The following is a 19,011-nucleotide window of genomic DNA, read 5'->3' on the forward strand; positions in this document are numbered from 1 at the left end:
GAAGCGGGGGCACTGACCCCGCGGGCCGTTTCCGCGGAACTCCTGACAGAACTCCCCCAGGGGGGACCGAAAGGTCCCCCTCTTTTTCCTCATCCCCTCACCCGACTCTCACGCGCGTGAGTTGAAAATCCGGAAATCGCGAAGGGGTATGGCGGAGGATGTAGAGAACAGGTCCGGGTTGCCTTTTTAAAAAGCGCGCCCGCGAGGCGTTCCATAAAGGTCTGGTCTGATGAACGGGTGCGGATGACCGCGCGCACCCGCCCGATCCTGTGCGCCTTCCCTTTAATCCGACGGATGGGCTACTATGTTGACCTCTGATATTGTTGGCAAATTGCGCTGCAACGCAGCAGACCCCAAAGCGGGCATCGCAAGGGGCCTCGACACCGGGACGACGAAGATCGGTCCCGTTTGGGAGGGTGACGTGGGCGACACCGTGGATTTCGAAGCGCTGCGCCAGCGGGCGGTCCACTCCCTGTTCGAGCATCTGGAATCCATGTGCGTCGGCGCCGTCGCCGTCGATCACGCCGGCCGCATCGCCTGGATGGACGAGAAGTACAAGGCGCTGCTGGGCGTTCCCGGCGATCCGCGCGGTCGGCAGGTGGAGGACGTCATCCCCAACAGCCAGCTGCGCCGGGTGATCGACAGCGGCCAGCCGCAGCCGCTGGACATCATGGAGTTCGACGACCGGTCCTTCGTGGTGACGCGGATGCCGCTGTTCGGCACCGACGGCTCGATCATCGGCGCCATCGGCTTCGTGCTGTTCGACCGCGCCGAATATCTCCGCCCGCTGGTCCGCAAATACGAGAAGATGCAGGAGGAGTTGGCCCGCACCCAGCAGGAGCTGGCACATGAACGCCGCGCCAAATACTCCTTCTCGCAGTTCCTGGGCGCCAGCGAATCGATCCGTGAGATCAAGCGGCTGGGCCGCCGCGCCGCCCAGATGGATTCGACCGTCCTGTTGCTGGGCGAGACCGGGACCGGCAAGGAACTGCTGGCCCAGGCCATCCATTCGGCCAGCCCGCGGGCGTCCAAGCCCTTCGTCGGCGTCAATGTCGCCGCCATTCCGGAAACCCTGCTGGAGGCGGAGTTCTTCGGCGTCGCCCCCGGCGCCTTCACCGGCGCCGACCGCCGTCACCGCGACGGCAAGTTCCAGCTCGCCAACGGCGGCACCCTGTTCCTCGACGAGATCGGCGACATGCCGCTGCCGGTGCAGGCCAAGCTTCTGCGCGTGTTGCAGGAGCGGGAAATCGAGCCGCTCGGCTCCAACAAGGTGGTGCGGGTCGATGTGCGCATCATCGCCGCCACCAGCCGCGACCTGCATGCCCTGGTGCGCGAGAAGCAGTTCCGCGCCGACCTCTATTACCGGCTGAACGTGGTGCCGATCACCCTGCCGCCCCTGCGCGACCGGCCGGAAGACATCGAGAGCATCGCCGACCGCATCCTGGAACAGCTGGCGATCCAGCAGGGCACGCCGCCGCGCGAACTGCTGGAATCGGCGGTGCAGGTGCTGCGCGACTATGACTGGCCCGGCAATGTGCGCGAGCTTTACAACACGCTGGAGCGGGTGGTGGCGCTGACCGACGCGCCGATCCTGACGGCACCGCACATCCGCAGCGTGCTCCCCGGCCAGCATCCGGCCGGCGCGTCGGCCCTGCCGCTGGCGGCGGGGGCACGGCCGTTGCAGGAGGTTCTGCACGCCGCCGAGCGCCACGCCATCGCCGCGGCGCTGGAGGAGGCCAACGGGGTCAAGGCGCGGGCGGCGAAGCTGCTGGGCATTTCGCGCGCGTCGCTGTACGAACGCATGGTGACGCTGGGGCTGGGGGCGACCCAGTAGCGTCGGCACAGGCGGGACGCAGCAAATTTCGTACTGCGGAATGCTGTTTCATTGACGTGCTGACCAGCGGCTGGCAGGATCGTCCCGCAAAGGTTTGCGGGAGGGTTCGGGCATGCGCAGGCGGGAAGAGGCTCTGGTCGCCGACGATCTGGCGGAGGACGAGAAGGATCCGCGCTTCGTCACGGCACTCGCCCGCGGATTGGAACTGTTGCGCGCCTTCCGCCGCAACGAATCGATGCTCGGCAACCTGGAGCTGGCGCAGCGCACCGGCCTGCCCAAGCCGACGGTGTCGCGGCTGACCTACACGCTGGCCAAGCTGGGATACCTCTCCTACGACCACACCACCGGCAAGTACCGGCTCGGCACCTCGGTGCTGGCGCTGGGATATGCCAGCCTGTCGGGCATGGGCATCCGGCAGGTCGCCCGCCCGCTGATGCAGGAACTGGCCGACGAGACCGGGCTGGCGGTGGCGCTGGGCGGGCGCGACCGGCTGAGCATGATCTATCTGGAATGCTGCAAGGCCACCGGCCCGATCACCCTGTCGCTGGATGTCGGCTCCCACATCAAGCTGTCGACCACCGGCATGGGCCGCGCCTATCTGGCTGCCTTGCCGGAGGCGGAACGCGCGCCCTTGATGGCGAAGCTGGAAGAGCATGAGGGGGAGCGCTGGCCGCAGATCCGCGACGGCATCCTCCAGGCCGTCGAGGATTACCGGACGCGCGGCTATTGCCGCTCCATCGGTGCCTGGAAGTCGGAGGTCCATGCCGTCGGCGTCCCGTTCGTGCCGCGCGACGGCTCGCAGGTGCTGGCCTTCAACTGCGGCGGACCGGCCTTCATGGTCGATCTGAAGAGGCTGGAGGAGGAGTTTGCACCGCGGTTGGTGGCGATGGTCCGGCGAATCGACGCGACCCTGTTCAACGGGTGATGGGCCAGGTGGAGCGACCCGGACGCCGCTAGCCATCCCGCGCCAATCGGTTTTTCCTATCGAGGTATCCTGAAAAATCGATTGGACTGATCAGGTGTTTATAGCCATTCTTTGAATCGTTCTAGACAGGCTTCCCGATCCGGTTTGTCCTGTTCAGGCCGGTCCTCCATTCGGTGCCAGGGGTGGCCGGCCCCCCGGAAGGGCGGGGATTTCGGGGATGTGCGGGCACGTTCAATCCAACGCCCCGCCGTCTCCGCCCTTCCGGGATCTGGTCCCGCGGTTCCGGCCTGCTGTTAAGCCTTTTGTTGGCCCGTCAGGCCGCCCTGACCCGCGACAGGAAACCGTCCACCTCATCGCGCAGGCGCCCCGCCTCCTGCGACAGCAGCGAGGCGGCGGACAGCACCTCGTTCGACGAGGTGCCGGCCTCGTCGGCGGCCTTGCTGACGCCGGCGATGCTGGAGGAGACTTCCTGGGTTCCCTCTGCCGCCTGCTGGACGTTGCGGCCGATCTCGCCGGTGGCGGCAGTCTGCTCCTCGACCGCCGCGGCGATGCTGTTGGAGATCTCGTTCACCTGGGTGATGGTGCGGCCGATGTTGCGGATGGCGGTGACGGCGCCGCCGGTCTGGGTCTGGATTTCCGCGATCTGGGTGGAGATGTCCTCGGTCGCCTTGGCGGTCTGGTTGGCGAGCTGCTTCACCTCGCTGGCGACCACGGCGAAGCCTTTCCCCGCCTCGCCGGCCCTCGCCGCCTCGATGGTGGCGTTGAGTGCCAGCAGGTTGGTCTGGCTGGCGATGTTCTGGATCAGGCTGACCACGTCGCCGATCCGCTGGGCCGCCACGGCCAGCCCTTCGACCGTGCCGTTGGTGCGCTCGGCCTCGCTCACCGCCTGGCCGGAGATGGTGGCGGACTCGGCCACCTGCCGGCTGATCTCGCCGATGGAACTGCTGAGTTCTTCCGAGGCCGCCGCCACCGTCTGTACGTTGGCCGAGGCCTGTTCGGTCGCGGCGGCGACCGCCGTCGACTGGCGGGCCGTCTCCTCGGCGACCGCCGACATGGTCCGCGCGGTGGACTGGAGCTGCGCCGCGGCGCTGGAGACCGCCTCGACGACGGTGCCGATGCTCGTCTCGAACTCGTCCGCCAGGCCGAGCATGGCCTGCCTGCGCTCCGACGCCGCCCTGGCCTCGGCCTGCTTCGCCTGCTCTTCCAACTCGCGGCTGCGGATCAGGTTGGCTTTGAAGACGCTGGCGGTTTCGGCGATCTCCCCCACCTCGTCGCGGCGGCCCGTTCCGGCGATCTCGACCGTCAGGTTGCCGTCGGCAAGCCCGCGCAGCGACGAGACGATGGACTTGATCGGCCGGACGATGCCCTTCTGCGAGACCAGCAGGCCGAGCAGAAGCCCCGCCACGGTTCCGACGCCGGCGAGGACGAACATCCAGGTCAGCTTCAAGGCCGCCATCGCCTCGGCCGCTCGCGCCAGTTCGGTCGAGTCCTTCTCGGTGAAATCGAGGAAGGCCGTGATGTCGCTGCGCAGGCTCCGGATATCGGCACGGCTCGCCTCCACGGCGATTTTCATCGTCCGCTGCCCATCGGTCAGCGTGGACGAGCCCTGGAGCTTGCGCGCCGCATCGAGGGACGCCACCAGCTTCTCGTAATAGGCGGGAAGCTGGCGTTCGATCTTCAGCAGGATGGCCACCTGCTCCCCTTCGACCGTGCCCTTGAGCCGCGTGATGGCGTCGGCAATCGCCTTGCGGCGTTCCCCGATGGCAGTCGAGACGGTGCCGACCTCGCCCGGATCGATCGCGAGGCTGTATTCGTCGCGGTTGATTTCGGCGAGCAGGCGGTTGAGGCGGGAACTGAGACGCACCTCCGTCGTCGCTTCGTCAAGGTCCGTGATCGCAGATCCAAGGGATTGCAATCCAATTGCGCCGAAACCGGCAATGGTCATGCTCACCACGGACAGCATGCCGACGATCAGCATGATCTTCATCGAGATTTTAAGATTGCCCAAAGACATCCCTTAATACCCCTCAAGTTGCGAGTTTTATTTACAAGTTTACATGTTATTTTTATTAGAAATTCATTATGTGCATTGTATAATCTTAAAATTGCTTTACACGGCGTTGCAAAATACAACCTATGAAGAAAGTCGTATTCTTGGAATGATTTTAAAGTATCTCCGGTCGGGATGATGTTCTGCCATTGGGCGAACCCGATCTTCCGTCGTTTGCGCCTTTGCGGTCGGGAACTCTTCATGACGGCGGGCCGTTTTCGGAATGCGGCTGGATTCCGGCAGGGGAGAAGAGTCTTGGCAGGCGGCTTGACGGACTGGCTGGTGCAGGTGATGCACAACCTCCACTATGTCGGAATTTTCTTTCTGGTGGCATTGGCGCGGGTCTTCCCGCCGATCCCCGCCGAGTCGGTGATCCCGCTGGCCGGGATCGGGGCGGCGACCGGCGAGTTCACGCTGGTCGGGGTCGCCATCGCCGGCGGGCTCGGTTCGCTGGCCGGACAGCTGGTGTGGTTCCTGCCGAGCCGGCTGATGGGCCGCGACCGGCTGGAGGCGTTCTTGAAGAAGTACGGCCCCTGGCTGACCATCAATCCGAAGAAGGTGCGGCAGAGCACCGACTGGTTCGCCAAGCGCGGCGGGCTGGCGGTGCTGTTCTCGCAACCGGTGCCGGGGGTGCGGACTTTGATCTCGATCCCGGCCGGCGCCTGCAAGATGTCGATCCTGAACTATTCGCTGGCGTCCGGCATCGGGTCGGTGCTGTGGACGCTGCTGCTGGCCTGGACCGGCTACATGCTGTCCACTTGGCCCTTCGCGCACCGGCTGGTCGGCTATTTCACCGTCGGGCTGCTGGTGGTGCTGGTCGGCCTCTATCTCTGGCGGCTGTCCAAACACCTGCATCTGCTGCGCAAGGGCGGCACGGCCGCGGAGGCGCCGGGCATCACGCCGTCGGCAGGCTGCTGAGAGGCAGTCGCTGCCCGGGGATCAGGCCGTCGCCATCCCGACGATGCCGGTGGCGGCCATGCCCAGCGCCCACAGGCCGAACAGGCCCAGCGCCACGCCGGTGCAGTGGTTCAGCATGGTCAGCCCGCGGTCGGAGATGCGGTGGCGAACGGCGGCCACCCCCATCGACAGCGTTATCCACCACAGCGACGAGCCGATGAAGACACCCAGCACCAGGGTCGAGGCTTCCAGCCGGTCCAGCGTGCCGCCCAGTCCGAAGCCGGCGAAGATGGCGATGAAGGCCATGATGGTCGCCGGGTTGGTCAGGGTCAGCGACAGGCCGGTCATGAAGCCGGCCAGCCAGGATTTGCTGTCGGGGGCGGAGGCCGCCTCGCGCTCGTCGGCGTCGGGATGCTGGCGGAAGGTGCGGACCGCCACCACCAGCAGGAAGATGCCGCCGATCAGCTGGAAGGCGATCTCGTGCCCGCGCAGGAAGCTGAGCGCCGCCGACACGCCGAAGGCGGCGATGGCGCCATAGAAGGTGTCGGCCACCGCGGCGCCGAATCCGGTGAAGAAGCCCATCAGGGGGCCGTGCTGGAGGGTGCGGCGGATGCACAGCAGACCGATCGGCCCGACGGGTGCGGCGATGGCGAATCCAAGAGCGATTCCCTGCAAGAGCACCCAGACTTCGTTCACCGAGCGTCGCCCCCATTTTCTTGTGGCCAGGTTCAGATGGCCGTGTCCATCGCCAGTTCGTCGCAATGACTGTCGGCGGGGGTGATAAACGCCCCCGTCCCTGGCGTCAACCGGGGGAGACCCGATTCGCTCCGTTGCATCGTCCGCTTTCCCTGTTGTGTGAAATCATGGCGCGGTTATCCTTTGGGTCAAGTTTCCGCAGCCGGGAGTGGGTGGGACATGAAGACGCGTATTCTTGCAGCCATGCTGGCGGTGACCGCGGCCGGAGCGGGAGTCGGCGCTCCGGCGCTGGCCGACGACTTCTCGCCGGCCGTGGTGTTCGACCAGGGCGGCAAGTTCGACAAGTCCTTCAACGAGGCCGCCTATAACGGCGCCGAGCGGTTCAAGAAGGAAACCGGCACCGCCTACCGCGAGTTCGAGATCACCAACGAGGGCCAGCGCGAGCAGGCCATGCGCACGCTGGTCCGCCGCGGCGCCTCGGTCATCGTCGCCGTCGGCTTCTCGCAGACCGCGGCGGTGGACAAGGTGGCGAAGGAATCGCCCAACACCAAGTTCTGCCTGATCGACGACAAGCTGGACGCCCCCAACGTCCAGTCGGTGACCTTCAAGGAGGAGGAGGGATCCTTCCTGGTCGGCATGGCCGCGGCGCTGGCGTCGAAGACTGCCAAGGTCGGCTTCATCGGCGGCATGGACATCCCGCTGATCCGCAACTTCCTGACCGGCTACGAGCAGGGCGTGAAGCATGTCGCTGCCGCCGACGAGGTGTTCGTCAACATGACCGGCACCACGCCTGCCGCCTGGAACGACCCCGGCCGCGGGGCGGAGCTGGCCAAGAGCCAGTTCGGCCGCGGGGCCGACGTGGTCTTCGCCGCGGCGGGCGCCACCGGTCTCGGCGTGCTGCAGGCGGCGGCCGATGCCGGCAAGCTGTCCATCGGCGTCGACAGCAACCAGAACCATGTCCATCCCGGCAAGGTCCTGACCTCGATGGTCAAGCGGGTGGACGTCGTCGTCTATGACTGCATGAAGTCGGCGAAGGACGGCAGCTGGAAGGCCGGGCACCGCGTCGTCGGGCTGAAGGAGGACGGCGTCGGCTATGCGCTGGACGACAACAACCGCAAGCTGATCACGCCGGAGATGGAAGCGAAGCTGGAAGAGGCGAAGAAGCAGATCATCGCGGGCTCGCTGGCGGTCAAGCCGTACCAGCCGTAAGCGGACCCTTCATGACGCAGGCAAACGCGCCGGCCATCCGGTCGGAAGTCGCCCTGGAAACGGTGGCGATCAACAAGTGGTTCGGCACCAACCATGCCAACCGCGACGTGTCGCTGTCGGTCCCGGCCGGCACCATCCATGGGGTGATCGGCGAGAACGGCGCCGGCAAGTCGACGATCATGAGCATCGTCTACGGCTATCTGCGCGCCGACAGCGGGGAAATCCGGGTGAACGGCAATCCCGCCGCCATCCGCACCCCGCGCGACGCCCTGGCTGCCGGCATCGGCATGGTCCACCAGCACTTCATGCTGGTGGACCCCTTCAGCGTGCTGGAGAATGTGCTGCTGGGGGCGGAGGGCGGCGTCACGCTGGCGGGCGGCCTTGCCCGGGCCAGGACCGAACTGACCCGGCTGGCGCGCGACTATGGGCTGGAGGTCGATCTCGACAGCCCGGTCGGCGACCTGCCGGTCGGCGCCCAGCAGCGGGTCGAGATCCTGAAGGCGCTCTATCGCGGCGCCGACATCCTGATCCTCGACGAGCCGACCGGCGTGCTGACCCCGCAGGAGGCCGACCATCTGTTCCGCATCCTGCGGGCGCTGCGCCAGCAGGGCAAGACGGTCGTCATCATCACCCACAAGCTTCGCGAGATCATGGAGCTGACCGACAATGTCACGGTGATGCGGCGGGGGCAAGTGGTCGCCAACGTCGCCACCTGCGACACCAGCCGGGAGCAGCTGGCCGAGCTGATGGTCGGCCGCAAGGTTCTGCTGCGGGTCGACAAGACGCCGGCCAAACCGGGGACGGAGGTCTTGCGGGTCGAGGGCTTGCGGGTGCGCGATCCCTCCGGCGTCGAGCGGGTGAAGGGCGTCGGCCTGTCGGTGCGGGCCGGCGAGATCGTCGGCATCGCCGGCGTGTCCGGCAACGGCCAGTCCGAACTCTTGGAGGCTCTGGCCGGCATGCGGCCCATCGCCGGCGGCTCGGTCCGCCTGCGCGGGGAGGAACTGGCTGGGCATCCGGACCGCTTCAACGCCCGTGCGCTGCGCGGCCTGGGGGTGGGCCATGTGCCGGAGGACCGGCAGAAGGTCGGGCTCGTCACCAGTTTCTCGGCGGAGGAATGCTCGATCCTGGGTTTCCAGGACGATCCGGCCTGGAACGGCCGGGTGCTGCTCGACCGCGACGCGGTGGCCGAGAGCTGCGCCCGCCGGATGGAGGAATACGACACCCGCCCGCGCGACGGGTCGCTGGCGGCGGCCAACTTCTCCGGCGGCAACCAGCAGAAGATCGTGCTGGCCCGCGAGATCGAGCGGAACCCCGACCTGCTGCTGGTCGGCCAGCCCACCCGCGGCGTCGACATCGGCGCCATCGAGTTCATCCACCGCCGGCTGGTCGCCCTGCGCGACCAGGGCAAGGCGATCCTGCTGGTCTCGGTCGAACTCGACGAGATCCGCGCCTTGTCCGACCGCATCGTCGTGATGTTCGACGGCCATATCGTCGGCGAGGTGATGCCGGACCAGGCGGACGAGAAGACGCTGGGGCTGATGATGGCAGGGTGCGGGTGAGGGGCGCCGTCCCTCACCACGTCCCTCACCAGGGAACCGTTTGCCCCCGATAGTCGAGATACTGCAGACCGGGCCTGTCCAGCTTGGCGAGCAGCACATCGACCAGCTTCGGAATGCTGTCCTCGATGGACAGCGGCGCATCGGCGCCGCCGAGCGCGGTGCGGATCCAGCCCGGCGCCATCACCGCCAGCGGTCGGTCGGTGCCGGCCTGACGCGCCGCGAAGCTGCGCATGAACATGTTCAGCGCCGCCTTGCTGCCGCGATAAAGCTCGCGCCGGCCGGACAGGTTGTTGGCGATGCTTCCCTGACCCGACGACATCACCCCGATCAGCCCCGCGGCGGTGACGTTGCCCTCCAGGCCTTCGATGACTCGCATCGGGCCGAGGGCGTTGGTGGTCATGACGTGGATGAACTCGTCGGTCGAAACCTCGCCGATGGTCTGCGTTGGGTCGCGGTTGGCTGTTCCGGCATTGACGAACAGCATGTCGAACGTCCGGTCCGCCAGCCTGTCGCGGAGCGCGGCCAGCTGGTCGGGCGCGCAGATGTCGAGGCTTTCGATCTCGACCCGGCCGGGATGGGCGTCGGCCAGATCGTGCAGCTCGGTGCGATTGGGACCGCGCACCGTGCCGAGAACATTCCAGCCCTTCTTCAGGAATTCGGCGGCCATGGCATGGCCGAGGCCGCGCGACGCGCCGACCAGCAGAATGCTGCGATGGGTGTCGGTGGGGAGATGCTGCATGGGATCGTGGCTCCTGCTGTCGCTGTCCATGCTCCATATGTCCGGGGCCCTGGCTTTGCGCCAGACGCACAGGATGCAAAGATCGATTGCGTCCGGCGCTATGCATGGGAAGAGCGGCGGGCTATCCTGCGCCGATGCAGGCCATCGATCTGAACCTTCTCCTGCCGCTGGATGCGCTGCTCACCGAACGCAGCGTGACGGGTGCCGCCCGCCGTCTGGGCCTGAGCCCGTCCGCCATGAGCCGGACGCTTGCACGCCTGCGCCGGGTGACGGGCGATCCGCTGCTGGTCCAGGCCGGCCGCGGCCTTGTCCCGACGCCCTATGCCGAGGAGATTGCCGGCCACGTCCATGCACTCTGCCGCGACGTGCAGGCTGTCCTTCAGCCTGCGGCCGGGCGGTTGGATCTCGCGTCGCTCCATCGCACCTTCACCATCCGGGCCGGCGAGGGGTTCGTGGAACTGATGGCTGCGGCGGTGATGGCTGCGGTGGCGGACGCGGCACCGCATGTCAGCCTGCGGTTCGTGCCGAAGCCCGACAAGGAGGCGGAGCCGCTGCGGGACGGGCGGATCGACCTGGAGATCGGCGTGCTCGGCACCTCGGCGCCGGAGTTGCTGACGCAGCTTCTGTTTCGCGACAGGCTGGTCGGCGTCGCCCGCAGCGGGCATCCGCTGCTGGCGGACGGCGCGGTGACGGCGGACCGCTATGCCGCCTGCGGCCATGTCGCCGCGTCGCGCCGGGGCGAGTTCCATGGACCGGTCGACGACGCGCTGGCGGATCTGGGCCTCAGCCGCCGCGTGCCGCTGGTCGTCCCGCGCTACCCCGATGCGATGCGGGTCGCCGCCGGGTCGGACCTGATCGCGGCGGTCCCGCGCTCCTGCCTGGGCAACGGGCTGACGGGCGGGTATCCCGGCGGCCAGGGGTTGGACAGCTTTGAACTGCCGGTGCGGACGGCGGATTTCGCCATCTCCGCCATCTGGCATCCGCGCCTCCAGGCCGACCCGGCCCACCGCTGGCTCCGCGAGACCATCGCCGCGGTGTGCCGGCGGGCCTATCCGTGAGGACGGCCCGCGGCCCGTGCTCTCCAACCGGTTACTTCGCGAACAGCTTCGACATGTCGGCAAAGGCCTTGAATTCCAGCGCGTTGCCGGCGGGATCGAGGAAGAACATGGTGGACTGTTCGCCGACCTGACCCTTGAAGCGGGTGTAGGGCTCGATCACGAACTTGACGCCGGCGGCCTTCAGCTTCTCGGCGAAGGTGTCCCAGTCGGCGGGTTGCAGCACGACGCCGAAATGCGGGACCGGCACGTCGTGGCCGTCCACCGGGTTGTGGTGGGCTGGGGCGGCGCCGGGGTCGCGCGGCTTCAGGTGGGCGACGATCTGGTGGCCGAACAGGTCGAAGTCGATCCACTCGTCGCTGCTGCGTCCCTCCGGGCAGCCCAGGACGGTGCCGTAGAAATGGCGGGCGGCGGCCAGATCGTCGACCGGGAAGGCGATGTGGAAGGGCGTCAGCGTCGTCATCGGAGGGTTGGCCTTTCAGGACCGGGTGGCGGTGAGCTGCCATGGTTGGCTGCCAAGGGCGGTTGCCAGTAGCGGCTGTTGGTGCCCCCAGCAGAGCGTATCCCCGCACACTTGACAAACGAGTTCTCAGGCAGAGATTTATGAGTTCAACTCATGATTCGGATTGCCCATGCCCGACCGCGCTTCCGGACGCCATTTGCCGTCGCTCAATGCCGTTCGCAGCTTCGTCGCGGTGGCCCGCCATCTCAGCTTCACCCGGGCGGCGGACGAGCTGGCGGTGACCCAGGGCGCGGTCAGCCGCATGATGCAGACCCTCCAGGCCGATCTGGGGGTCGAGCTGATCCGCCGTGTCGGCCGCGGCATCGAGCTGACGCCGACCGGGGCGGCCTTCTATGGCGAGGCGTCGGCGGCGCTCGACCGCATCGCCGCGGCGGCGCGGGCGGCCCGCGCGCAGGAGGGCGGGGTGCTGCGGGTCAGCGCGCTGCCGACCCTGACGCAGCGCTGGCTGATCCCGCGGCTGAAGGGCTTCCAGGCGGAGAACCCCGACATCCAGGTCGAGGTCAGCGTCGGCGAGCACCGTGTCGATTTCGCCAAGGAGCGCATCGACGTCGCCATCCGCTATGGCGTGGAGGAATGGCCAGGAGCCGAGATCGCGACCCTGATGCCTGAGACGATGGGCGTCTTCTGCGCGCCGTCGCTGCTGGAGCAGGGGCCGCCGTTGAGCCATCCCGCCGATCTGGCGCAGCATCGGCTGTTGCAGCACACCACCCGGCCCGATTCCTGGCGCGTCTATCTCGCCGCCTTCGGCCTGCCGCTGCCCGAGGCGGCGCTGTCGCTGGCCTTCGAGCATTTCTTCATGATCATCGAAGCGGCGTCGGCGGGCATGGGGGTGGCCCTGCTGCCGGTCTTCCTGGTCGGGGACGATGTGGCGTCGGGGCGGCTGGTCCAGCCCTTCACCGAGACGCTGCGGCCGCGCGGCCGCTACCTGATCGCCCACGCGCCGGGCGCCGAGCGGGCGCGCCGGGTGCGCCGCTTCAAGGAGTGGCTGCTGACCGAGGTGGCGTAGAGTGCGATTGCTTCAGACGGTATCGTCTGAAGCGTGAACCGGACGGAAAACCGAAAAGCCGGAGTCCGGCTACTCCAGCGTGCCGGTCGCCTCATGCCGGTCCTCGGCGGTCGCCAGCAGGGTGTCCACGGCGATGCGCAGGCCGGCGACCACCTGCTCGACCGCCATCGACGGGGCTCCCGGGTGGCGAACCGCCTGCTCCGGCGCGAGCGGGATGTGCAGGAAGCCGACGCGCAAGCTCGGCCGCCGCACCGCCCGCAGGTGGCAGGCGCCATAGAACAGGTGGTTGCAGACGAAGCTGCCGGCGCTGTGCGACAGGGCGGCGGGGATGCCGGCCTCGCGCAGGGCGGCGGCGATGGCTTTGACCGGCAGGCTGGTGAAATAGGCCGCTGGGCCGCCCGCCGCGACCGGCGCATCGACCGGCCGATTGCCGGCATTGTCGGGGATGCGGGCGTCGTCGAGGTTGACCGCCACCCGCTCCAGCGACAGCTCCGCCCGGCTCTGTGCCTGCCCGACGGCGAGCAGGGCCACCGGGTCGGTTTCCGCCACCGCGCGGTCCAGCGCGTCGAGCGCCGCGCCGAACACGCAGGGCATCAGCCGGGCGGCGACACGGTGGCCGCGGCACTCCCAGCCGTCCAGCTGCCGCACCGCCTGCCAGGACGGGTTGACGGGCTCGCCGCCGAACGGCTCGAAGCCGGTCAGAAGGATGGTTGGCAGGACGGTCGGCATCGCAGAGTCCTTACGAAATTTCATCGTGCTCAAGCCGGACCGCGATGATGGCGGGGGAGCCGCGCCGCGCGCAACAGCTCTTCGCGCACCCGCGCCACCACCGGCGCCCAATCGCCGGGGCGCTGCTGGCGGAACAGGCGGAGCGTCGGGTACCAGGGGCTGTCGTCGCGGTCGAGCAGCCAGCGCCAGCAGCCGCTGAAGCGCGACAGCACCCACACCGGCACGCCCAGCGCCCCGGCGAGATGGACGAGGGCGGTGTCCACCCCGATCACGAGGTCGAGCTGCCGGACGATGGCCGCGGTGTCGGCGAAGTCGGTGACGCCGGACATCGGGTCGAAGAGCGCGGGCCCGTCCAGCTGAGCCGCCGCCGGTCCCTTTTGCAGGCTGACCCAGGACACGCCCGGCACCGTCAGCAGCGGCGCAAGCTGGGCAAGGGCAACGCTGCGGCGGGCGTCGGTCCGGCTGGCGGCGGCATGGCCCAGCCGCGGGTCGCCGGCCCAGACCAGCCCGACCCGCAAATCCTCCGTCTCCGGCAGGGCTCCTGTCCAATGCCGGACGGCATCCGGCGGGGGCGTGAGATAGGGCACCGCCGCCGGAATGCGGTCGGGCGGCACCGCCAGCCGCTGCATCAGCGACAGCAGCGGCACCCAGAGATCGTAGGCGTTGGGATCGGGCAGGGCGGCGGTCACCGCATCGACGCCCTCCATGCCGGCCAGCAGCCGGACCAGCGGCGCCCTGCATTGCAGGACGATCCGCCGCGCGCCGCGCGCCTTCACCAGCGGGATCAGGCGGATGAAGTGCAGTGTGTCGCCGAAGCCCTGTTCCTCCACCACCAGCAGGGTCTTGCCGGCGATGTCCTGGCCCACCCATTCGGGGTTGGTGCAGGCGGGCTTGGTCAGCGCCAGTTCCCGTGCCTGCCAGCGCGCCTCGTATGCCTGCCAGCCTTCCGCGAAGAGCCCATGCTGGAGCAGCGCCTCGGCCAGATTGTAGCGCACGCTCGGCATTGCCGGGGCGAGGGCAGCCGCACGGCGCAGCAGGGCCAGCGCGCCGCGATGGTCGCCGCAATCCTGCCCGGCATGGGCCATCGCCAGATAGGGGGTGTAGAGGCCGGGGGCCAGCGCGATGGCCCGGCGGCAGGCGTCGATGGCGGCCAGTGGATGGTCGGCCTCCTGCAGGATCGCGCCGAGGTTGGCATAGGCCTCGGCCATGTCGGGGCAGCGGACCAGCGCCTCGATGCAGGACGACACCGCCTCGTCCGCCCGGCCGAGCCGGCGCAGGGCCGCGCCGCGGTTGGCATAGGCTTGCGCCGCCTGCGCGGAAGGCAGACGCGGGTCGCCCAGCAGCCGGTCATAGACCGCCAGCGCCTGCGCCCAGCATCCGGCCCGGTGCAGGCGCAGCGCCATGCCGAAACCGGTTTCGACGCCGGATCGGGCGGCACTCATCGGCGCGGAACGCCGAGAGCCCCCAGGAGATGCGGCGGGATGCTGCCATGGTCGGCGATGACGTTGGCGTCGTCCGCCGACAGGCCGAGATGGATCAGGCGGTTGATGACCTGCCAGCGGCCGATCCTGTTGCTCTCATACAGGGCCAGCGCGTCCTTGATGACCTCGATCGCCGAGGTCCGGGGGAAGGATGTCCGGGGGATGGTTTTCGACGAATTGGTTTTCGACATGGGCCGCCTCCACGAGGCCGGCGGAAACCGCCGGCGCTGATGGAGGGGTTACACGGCGCAGCCCGCCGAAGCTGGCGCGGAATCCGCAAGCCGATGTCAGACCGGGCCCAGGATCAGGCCGCGACGGCCGCCGCCAGGACACGGGTCTGGCGGGCGACCTTCTCAAAGGCCTTTTCCTCGATCTGGCGGATGCGCTCGCGGCTGACGCCGTAGCGGACCGACAGATCCTCCAGGGTCAGCGGGCTGTCGGACAGACGGCGGCTGGTCAGGATGTCGCGCTCGCGGTCGTTCAGCACGGCCATCGCCTCGTGCAGCAGGGCGCTGCGCTGGCGGGCCTCGCCGCGTTCGACCAGCGATTCCTCCACCGACGGACGCTCGTCGGCCAGCAGATCCTGCCATTCGCCCGAATCGCCGTCGGCGCTCATCGGCGCGTTCAGCGAGGCCACCGGCCCCGACATACGGCGGTTCATGGCGACCACGTCCTCTTCCGGCACGGAAAGGTCGGTGGCGATGCTGGTGACGCTGTCGGGCTGCAGGTCGCCGCTGCCATATTCGCCCAGCTTCCGCTTCAGGCGGCCCAGGCTGAAGAACAGCTTCTTCTGCGCGGCGGTGGTGCCGATCTTCACGAGGCTCCAGGACCGCAGGATGTAATCCTGGATCGAGGCCTTGATCCACCACATCGCGTAGGTGGACAGGCGGAAGCCGCGTTCGGGCTCGAATTTCTTGACGGCGGTCATCAGGCCGAGATTGCCCTCGGCGATCAGGTCGGACAGCGGCAGGCCGTAGCCGCGGTAACCGCCGGCGATCTTGACGACGAGACGGAGGTGGCTGGTGACCAGCTTGTGCGCCGCATCGACATCGCCATGCTCGGTCCAGGCCTTGGCCAGCATGTATTCGTCCTCGGCCGTCAGGACCGGGTAACGGTGCGTGTCGTTGATGTAGCGGGACAGCGATTCGCCGGAATCGGGCGAACGGAGGGCGATGGCGGTGCTCATGTCACATCCTCGTGCAAAGCGATATGACGGGTTCAGGACCCCCTATCGGCGGGCCCAGGCCTCTCCGGCGGAGCAGGCAGGCATATAGTACAAAACTGGTGCTGTAAGTCAAGTGCGGCGGTCGGGTATGGGAGGCTCAGGGGGCCGGCGGCAGGTTCCGGCGGTACTGGCCCGGCGTGACGCCGAAGGCGCGCCGGAAACAGCGGCCGAGATGGCTTTGATCGGAAAAGCCGGCTTCGGCCGCCACGGCGGCGACCGGGTCTCCGGCGCGCAGCAGGCGCCGCGCCTCGTTCAATCGTTCGGACAGCCGGAAGAGCTGCGGCGCGACACCATGCTGCCTGCGGAACCTGCGCGAGAAACCTTCGCGGCTCATCCCGGCGAGGCGGGCGCCCTCGCCGACCGTTTCCCAGGAGGGAGTTATCGCCTCCACCCGTTGCGCCGGCATGCCGGCCTCGCACCGGTGAGTCCCGATCATCGCCGCCAGATCGGGCCAGTCGATGCTCCCCTGCCGCCACCGCAGGGCCATCCCGGCAAACAGGGCGGCGGCGTCGCAGGCCGCGGGCGGGGTGTAGATGTTGATGCAGAAGACATCGGCCGGTTCGGAAAGCGAGCTGTGCGGCGTTCCGGCCGGAATTCTCACCCCCCGGCCCGGTGCGACATCGACCGGCATGTCCCCGATCAGGAAGCGCCGGCGGCCCGACAGGACGAAGGTCAGCTGGTCCTCGTCATGGAAATGCACCGGCAGCGAGACGTCCTGTCCGCACACGACGCCGAGTTCGACGATGTCGCGGCTGAGCGGCCGCCAATAGTTCCAGGCACCGCCTTTGCCCATGCCGGCGATGCCCATGCCGCTGGGAAGCTGAAACGATGCCGTCATGACGAACCACCCCGCTTCCGGCCGTAGCCCTTTCGGAAAATCGACGGTCGCGCAACCATAATCAAACTCCGGTTGCATGGGCAAGGCCGCGGCCCGGTCACATGCGTTCCAGACGGCGGAGGTCATGCGCTGCTATCCATCCTCCGGGACGCGCCGCATGGAAAACCCTCCATGCCGGCCGGCATGTTTTCGGGGAGTACGGCATGACCGCCGCCTTGTCCGCCTTTTCCTATCTTCTCGTCGTCGGCGCCGGCGTGAGCGTCGCTTTGCAGCAGGTGCTGAACGCAAACCTGCGGGCCGAGCTCGGGTCGCCCTGGTGGGCGGGCTTCGTCAGCTACCTCGTCGGCATGCTGGCGATGCTGGCGGTGGCGCTGACATCCTCCGGCCCCCGGCTCACCGACCAGCTGGCCGGACCGACGTCGTGGCTGTCCTGGACGGGGGGTCTTTTCGGCGCGCTGTTCATCGGGACCGCCATCCTGATGGTTCCCCGCCTCGGCGCCGCGACCGTGCTCGCTTTGATCGTCGTCGGCCAGATGCTCGGCTCGCTCGCCTTCGACCATTTCGGCCTGTTCGGGCTTCCCCACCACCCGGTGAGCCTCACCCGGCTGGCCGGTGCGGCGTTCCTGCTGCTGGGCGTCGTCCTGATCCGTGCCTGACACCGGGAGGCTATGGTGAAGCTGGTCATCATATCCGACATCCACGGCAACCACGACGCCTTGCGCGCCCTGCCCGAGGCGTATGACGAACTCTGGGTGCTGGGCGACCTCGTCAATTACGGGCCGCAACCGAACGAGGTGGTCACCGACATCATGGAGAAGGCGTCGCTGGCGATCCAGGGAAACCACGACCATGCGGTGGCGCACGGCGACGACTCGCGCTGGAGCGCGCGCTATCGGCCGTTGGCCGAAGCGACCAGACGCTACACGTCCGCCGCCCTCGGCGACGCGCAGAAGGCCTATCTGCGCGGGCTTCCGCAGCAGGCGCAGGCCGAGCGCGACGGCCTCCGGTTCCACCTGACGCACGCGATGCCGTCGGATCCGCTCTATGGCCGGCACCCCGGCGATGCCGCCGGGTGGGAAAGGGAACTCGACGGAGTGCGGGCCGATGTCCTCCTCGTCGGGCATACCCATGTGCCGATGCTGCGCAGGATCGGCGACAGGGTGGTGCTCAATCCGGGAAGCCTCGGCCAGCCTCGCAACGGCACGACGCTGGCAAGCTACGCCGTCTGCGAGGACGGTCGTTTCGCACTCAAATCCTTTCGCTATCCGGTCCAGGCGACGATTGCGAAGCTCAAGAGCCTTGGCTTTCCGCATCCTGTCGAACGCGAACTGGTCGCCATTCTCGAAACCGGTTCGGTCTGATCGGACGCGGTCGCCCTCCGACGCTAATTCTGTTGCCCGGCGGGGTAGGGGCGCTTACGGTCGCATGTCGCCCCACATATGGTCTTTCCCCACCGGTCCCCCTGCCCAGATGCCGCGTCCCGTGATCCGCCGCCTGATCGATGCCGTGCCGACCGCCGTCCTGCCGATGCTGGCGGGGGTCGGGCTGTCGGCGCTGGTGGCGCCGCAGCCGGATGCCGCCATGGCGCTGCTGCGCGGGCTGGTGGTGACGCTTCTGCTGACGCTGCCGTCGCTGGCGGTCGGAACCGCGCTGGGCACGCTCGCCGGATCCTGGGCCGCGGTCGCGCCGCGGTCGGCCGGCGGGCTGGTCGGCCGGCTGCTGTCCGGCGCCGGGCCGCTGCTGCCGGGCTTCCTGCTGGCGGCGGCTGCGGCTCTGGCTGTGCGGGCCGGGGCGTCGGCGGCGCCGCTGGGCTGGACCGCCCTGTCGATTCCCGCCGCCTGCCAGGCCGCCCGGCTGGCGCGCCCGGCGATGGGCCGCGCCCTGGGCTCGGGGCCGGAGGGTGGGGCGGTGCGGATGGCCCGCGGGCTGGGGCTGGATGAACGCACCGTGCTGCGCCACCACGCCCTGCCGCAGGCGGTCGCCCCGGTGATGGGAGGCTTGCGCGCTGCTGTGCTGGCGGCGATGGTCGGTGCGGTGGCGCTGGAAAGCCTGCTGGACCTGCCGGGGGCGGGGGCGCTGATGGTCGATGCCGCCCGCGCCGGATCGGCCGCCGGGGCGGTGCCGGTCCTGGTGGCGCTGGGCGGGCTGACCGCCCTGCTGAACGCGCTGGGCCTCGGGGTGCGCGACTGGATCGACCCGGCCAACCACAGCTCCACGCCCTACGACGGGGCGTGACCGAAAAAGG

General features: G+C 68.5%; 19 protein-coding genes. 10 read left to right on the plus strand and 9 right to left on the minus strand.

What is annotated here, in order from left to right:
* The first annotated feature begins 421 nt into the window (after nucleotides 1–421).
* The gene (locus tag TSH64_RS32240) at nucleotides 422–1,834 is read left to right on the plus strand and encodes a sigma 54-interacting transcriptional regulator (RefSeq protein WP_247873269.1); all 1,413 of its coding nucleotides are present in this window, start codon (nucleotides 422–424) and stop codon (nucleotides 1,832–1,834) included.
* Nucleotides 1,835–1,946: 112 nt separating this feature from the next.
* Nucleotides 1,947–2,759 (plus strand): IclR family transcriptional regulator, encoded by an 813-nt coding sequence (locus TSH64_RS32245; protein ID WP_109451290.1) that lies wholly within the window; start codon nucleotides 1,947–1,949, stop codon nucleotides 2,757–2,759.
* A gap of 313 nt (nucleotides 2,760–3,072) precedes the next feature.
* Here TSH64_RS32245 and TSH64_RS32250 read toward each other — a convergent pair whose 3' ends face one another.
* Complete coding sequence (locus TSH64_RS32250; protein WP_109451292.1) at nucleotides 3,073–4,773, minus strand: methyl-accepting chemotaxis protein; 1,701 nt, start codon at nucleotides 4,771–4,773, stop codon at nucleotides 3,073–3,075.
* A gap of 291 nt (nucleotides 4,774–5,064) precedes the next feature.
* Here TSH64_RS32250 and TSH64_RS32255 point away from each other — a divergent pair, with 291 nt between their 5' ends.
* Complete coding sequence (locus TSH64_RS32255; protein WP_109451294.1) at nucleotides 5,065–5,727, plus strand: DedA family protein; 663 nt, start codon at nucleotides 5,065–5,067, stop codon at nucleotides 5,725–5,727.
* Between the two features lie 21 nt (nucleotides 5,728–5,748).
* Here the strand turns inward: TSH64_RS32255 and TSH64_RS32260 are convergent, their stop codons facing one another.
* Nucleotides 5,749–6,402, minus strand: coding sequence for a LysE family transporter (locus TSH64_RS32260; protein WP_109451296.1), 654 nt, complete (start codon nucleotides 6,400–6,402; stop codon nucleotides 5,749–5,751).
* A 219-nt stretch (nucleotides 6,403–6,621) separates the two neighbouring features.
* Between TSH64_RS32260 and TSH64_RS32265 the strand changes: the two genes are divergently transcribed.
* Both TSH64_RS32265 and TSH64_RS32270 read left to right on the plus strand, forming a co-directional pair.
* Nucleotides 6,622–7,611 carry a BMP family ABC transporter substrate-binding protein gene (locus TSH64_RS32265; protein ID WP_109451298.1) on the plus strand — a complete coding sequence of 330 codons (990 nt, stop codon included), beginning with the start codon at nucleotides 6,622–6,624 and terminating at the stop codon, nucleotides 7,609–7,611.
* 11 nt (nucleotides 7,612–7,622) lie between these two features.
* Nucleotides 7,623–9,170, plus strand: a complete 1,548-nt coding sequence (locus tag TSH64_RS32270; protein WP_211099172.1) for an ABC transporter ATP-binding protein — start codon at nucleotides 7,623–7,625, stop codon at nucleotides 9,168–9,170.
* 25 nt (nucleotides 9,171–9,195) lie between these two features.
* On the opposite strand, the gene TSH64_RS32275 is transcribed toward TSH64_RS32270, so the two are convergent.
* Complete coding sequence (locus TSH64_RS32275) at nucleotides 9,196–9,909, minus strand: SDR family NAD(P)-dependent oxidoreductase (protein WP_109453244.1); 714 nt, start codon at nucleotides 9,907–9,909, stop codon at nucleotides 9,196–9,198.
* 134 nt (nucleotides 9,910–10,043) lie between these two features.
* Here TSH64_RS32275 and TSH64_RS32280 point away from each other — a divergent pair, with 134 nt between their 5' ends.
* Complete coding sequence (locus TSH64_RS32280) at nucleotides 10,044–10,967, plus strand: LysR family transcriptional regulator (protein ID WP_109451300.1); 924 nt, start codon at nucleotides 10,044–10,046, stop codon at nucleotides 10,965–10,967.
* 31 nt (nucleotides 10,968–10,998) lie between these two features.
* Here TSH64_RS32280 and TSH64_RS32285 read toward each other — a convergent pair whose 3' ends face one another.
* The gene (locus tag TSH64_RS32285; RefSeq protein ID WP_109451302.1) at nucleotides 10,999–11,427 is read right to left on the minus strand and encodes a VOC family protein; all 429 of its coding nucleotides are present in this window, start codon (nucleotides 11,425–11,427) and stop codon (nucleotides 10,999–11,001) included.
* A gap of 169 nt (nucleotides 11,428–11,596) precedes the next feature.
* Between TSH64_RS32285 and gcvA the strand changes: the two genes are divergently transcribed.
* Nucleotides 11,597–12,493, plus strand: coding sequence for a transcriptional regulator GcvA (gene gcvA, locus TSH64_RS32290; protein WP_109451304.1), 897 nt, complete (start codon nucleotides 11,597–11,599; stop codon nucleotides 12,491–12,493).
* 69 nt (nucleotides 12,494–12,562) lie between these two features.
* On the opposite strand, the gene pcp is transcribed toward gcvA, so the two are convergent.
* The 5 genes from pcp to TSH64_RS32315 all read right to left on the minus strand — a co-directional run bounded on the left by pcp (nucleotide 12,563) and on the right by TSH64_RS32315 (nucleotide 16,766).
* Nucleotides 12,563–13,222 carry a pyroglutamyl-peptidase I gene (pcp, locus tag TSH64_RS32295; RefSeq protein ID WP_247873270.1) on the minus strand — a complete coding sequence of 220 codons (660 nt, stop codon included), beginning with the start codon at nucleotides 13,220–13,222 and terminating at the stop codon, nucleotides 12,563–12,565.
* A 29-nt stretch (nucleotides 13,223–13,251) separates the two neighbouring features.
* A complete protein-coding gene (locus TSH64_RS32300) occupies nucleotides 13,252–14,664 on the minus strand; it encodes a tetratricopeptide repeat-containing glycosyltransferase family protein (protein ID WP_109451306.1) in 1,413 nt (470 codons plus the stop codon).
* Nucleotides 14,661–14,894 (minus strand): hypothetical protein, encoded by a 234-nt coding sequence (locus tag TSH64_RS32305; protein WP_109451308.1) that lies wholly within the window; start codon nucleotides 14,892–14,894, stop codon nucleotides 14,661–14,663. Before TSH64_RS32305 ends, TSH64_RS32300 begins: the two co-directional genes overlap by 4 nt.
* A gap of 113 nt (nucleotides 14,895–15,007) precedes the next feature.
* A complete protein-coding gene (rpoH, locus tag TSH64_RS32310) occupies nucleotides 15,008–15,889 on the minus strand; it encodes an RNA polymerase sigma factor RpoH (protein WP_109451310.1) in 882 nt (293 codons plus the stop codon).
* Nucleotides 15,890–16,025: 136 nt separating this feature from the next.
* Nucleotides 16,026–16,766: an AraC family transcriptional regulator gene (locus TSH64_RS32315; protein ID WP_109451311.1), complete on the minus strand. Its 741-nt coding sequence runs from the start codon at nucleotides 16,764–16,766 to the stop codon at nucleotides 16,026–16,028.
* 203 nt (nucleotides 16,767–16,969) lie between these two features.
* Between TSH64_RS32315 and TSH64_RS32320 the strand changes: the two genes are divergently transcribed.
* From TSH64_RS32320 to TSH64_RS32330, 3 genes are all read left to right on the plus strand, one after another.
* Nucleotides 16,970–17,422, plus strand: coding sequence for a DMT family transporter (locus tag TSH64_RS32320; RefSeq protein ID WP_109451314.1), 453 nt, complete (start codon nucleotides 16,970–16,972; stop codon nucleotides 17,420–17,422).
* Between the two features lie 12 nt (nucleotides 17,423–17,434).
* Nucleotides 17,435–18,127 (plus strand): metallophosphoesterase family protein, encoded by a 693-nt coding sequence (locus tag TSH64_RS32325; protein ID WP_199237717.1) that lies wholly within the window; start codon nucleotides 17,435–17,437, stop codon nucleotides 18,125–18,127.
* A 109-nt stretch (nucleotides 18,128–18,236) separates the two neighbouring features.
* Nucleotides 18,237–19,001, plus strand: a complete 765-nt coding sequence (locus TSH64_RS32330; protein ID WP_109451316.1) for an ABC transporter permease subunit — start codon at nucleotides 18,237–18,239, stop codon at nucleotides 18,999–19,001.
* Nucleotides 19,002–19,011: the final 10 nt, after the last annotated feature.

The sequence above is a fragment of the Azospirillum sp. TSH64 genome (assembly GCF_003116035.1).
In the GTDB taxonomy this organism is placed as follows: Bacteria; Pseudomonadota; Alphaproteobacteria; order Azospirillales; family Azospirillaceae; genus Azospirillum.

Coding starts and splice junctions, on each gene's coding strand:
- TSH64_RS32265 (WP_109451298.1), top strand. CDS start 6,622: ATGAAGACGCGTATTCTTGCAGCCATGCTGGCGGTGACCGCGGCCGGA.
- gcvA (WP_109451304.1), top strand. CDS start 11,597: ATGCCCGACCGCGCTTCCGGACGCCATTTGCCGTCGCTCAATGCCGTT.
- TSH64_RS32325 (WP_199237717.1), top strand. CDS start 17,435: ATGGTGAAGCTGGTCATCATATCCGACATCCACGGCAACCACGACGCC.
- TSH64_RS32250 (WP_109451292.1), bottom strand. CDS start 4,773: ATGTCTTTGGGCAATCTTAAAATCTCGATGAAGATCATGCTGATCGTC.
- TSH64_RS32275 (WP_109453244.1), bottom strand. CDS start 9,909: ATGCAGCATCTCCCCACCGACACCCATCGCAGCATTCTGCTGGTCGGC.
- TSH64_RS32330 (WP_109451316.1), top strand. CDS start 18,237: ATGCCGCGTCCCGTGATCCGCCGCCTGATCGATGCCGTGCCGACCGCC.
- TSH64_RS32305 (WP_109451308.1), bottom strand. CDS start 14,894: ATGTCGAAAACCAATTCGTCGAAAACCATCCCCCGGACATCCTTCCCC.
- TSH64_RS32285 (WP_109451302.1), bottom strand. CDS start 11,427: ATGACGACGCTGACGCCCTTCCACATCGCCTTCCCGGTCGACGATCTG.
- TSH64_RS32320 (WP_109451314.1), top strand. CDS start 16,970: ATGACCGCCGCCTTGTCCGCCTTTTCCTATCTTCTCGTCGTCGGCGCC.
- TSH64_RS32245 (WP_109451290.1), top strand. CDS start 1,947: ATGCGCAGGCGGGAAGAGGCTCTGGTCGCCGACGATCTGGCGGAGGAC.
- TSH64_RS32300 (WP_109451306.1), bottom strand. CDS start 14,664: ATGAGTGCCGCCCGATCCGGCGTCGAAACCGGTTTCGGCATGGCGCTG.
- TSH64_RS32270 (WP_211099172.1), top strand. CDS start 7,623: ATGACGCAGGCAAACGCGCCGGCCATCCGGTCGGAAGTCGCCCTGGAA.
- TSH64_RS32280 (WP_109451300.1), top strand. CDS start 10,044: ATGCAGGCCATCGATCTGAACCTTCTCCTGCCGCTGGATGCGCTGCTC.
- TSH64_RS32315 (WP_109451311.1), bottom strand. CDS start 16,766: ATGACGGCATCGTTTCAGCTTCCCAGCGGCATGGGCATCGCCGGCATG.
- rpoH (WP_109451310.1), bottom strand. CDS start 15,889: ATGAGCACCGCCATCGCCCTCCGTTCGCCCGATTCCGGCGAATCGCTG.
- pcp (WP_247873270.1), bottom strand. CDS start 13,222: ATGCCGACCGTCCTGCCAACCATCCTTCTGACCGGCTTCGAGCCGTTC.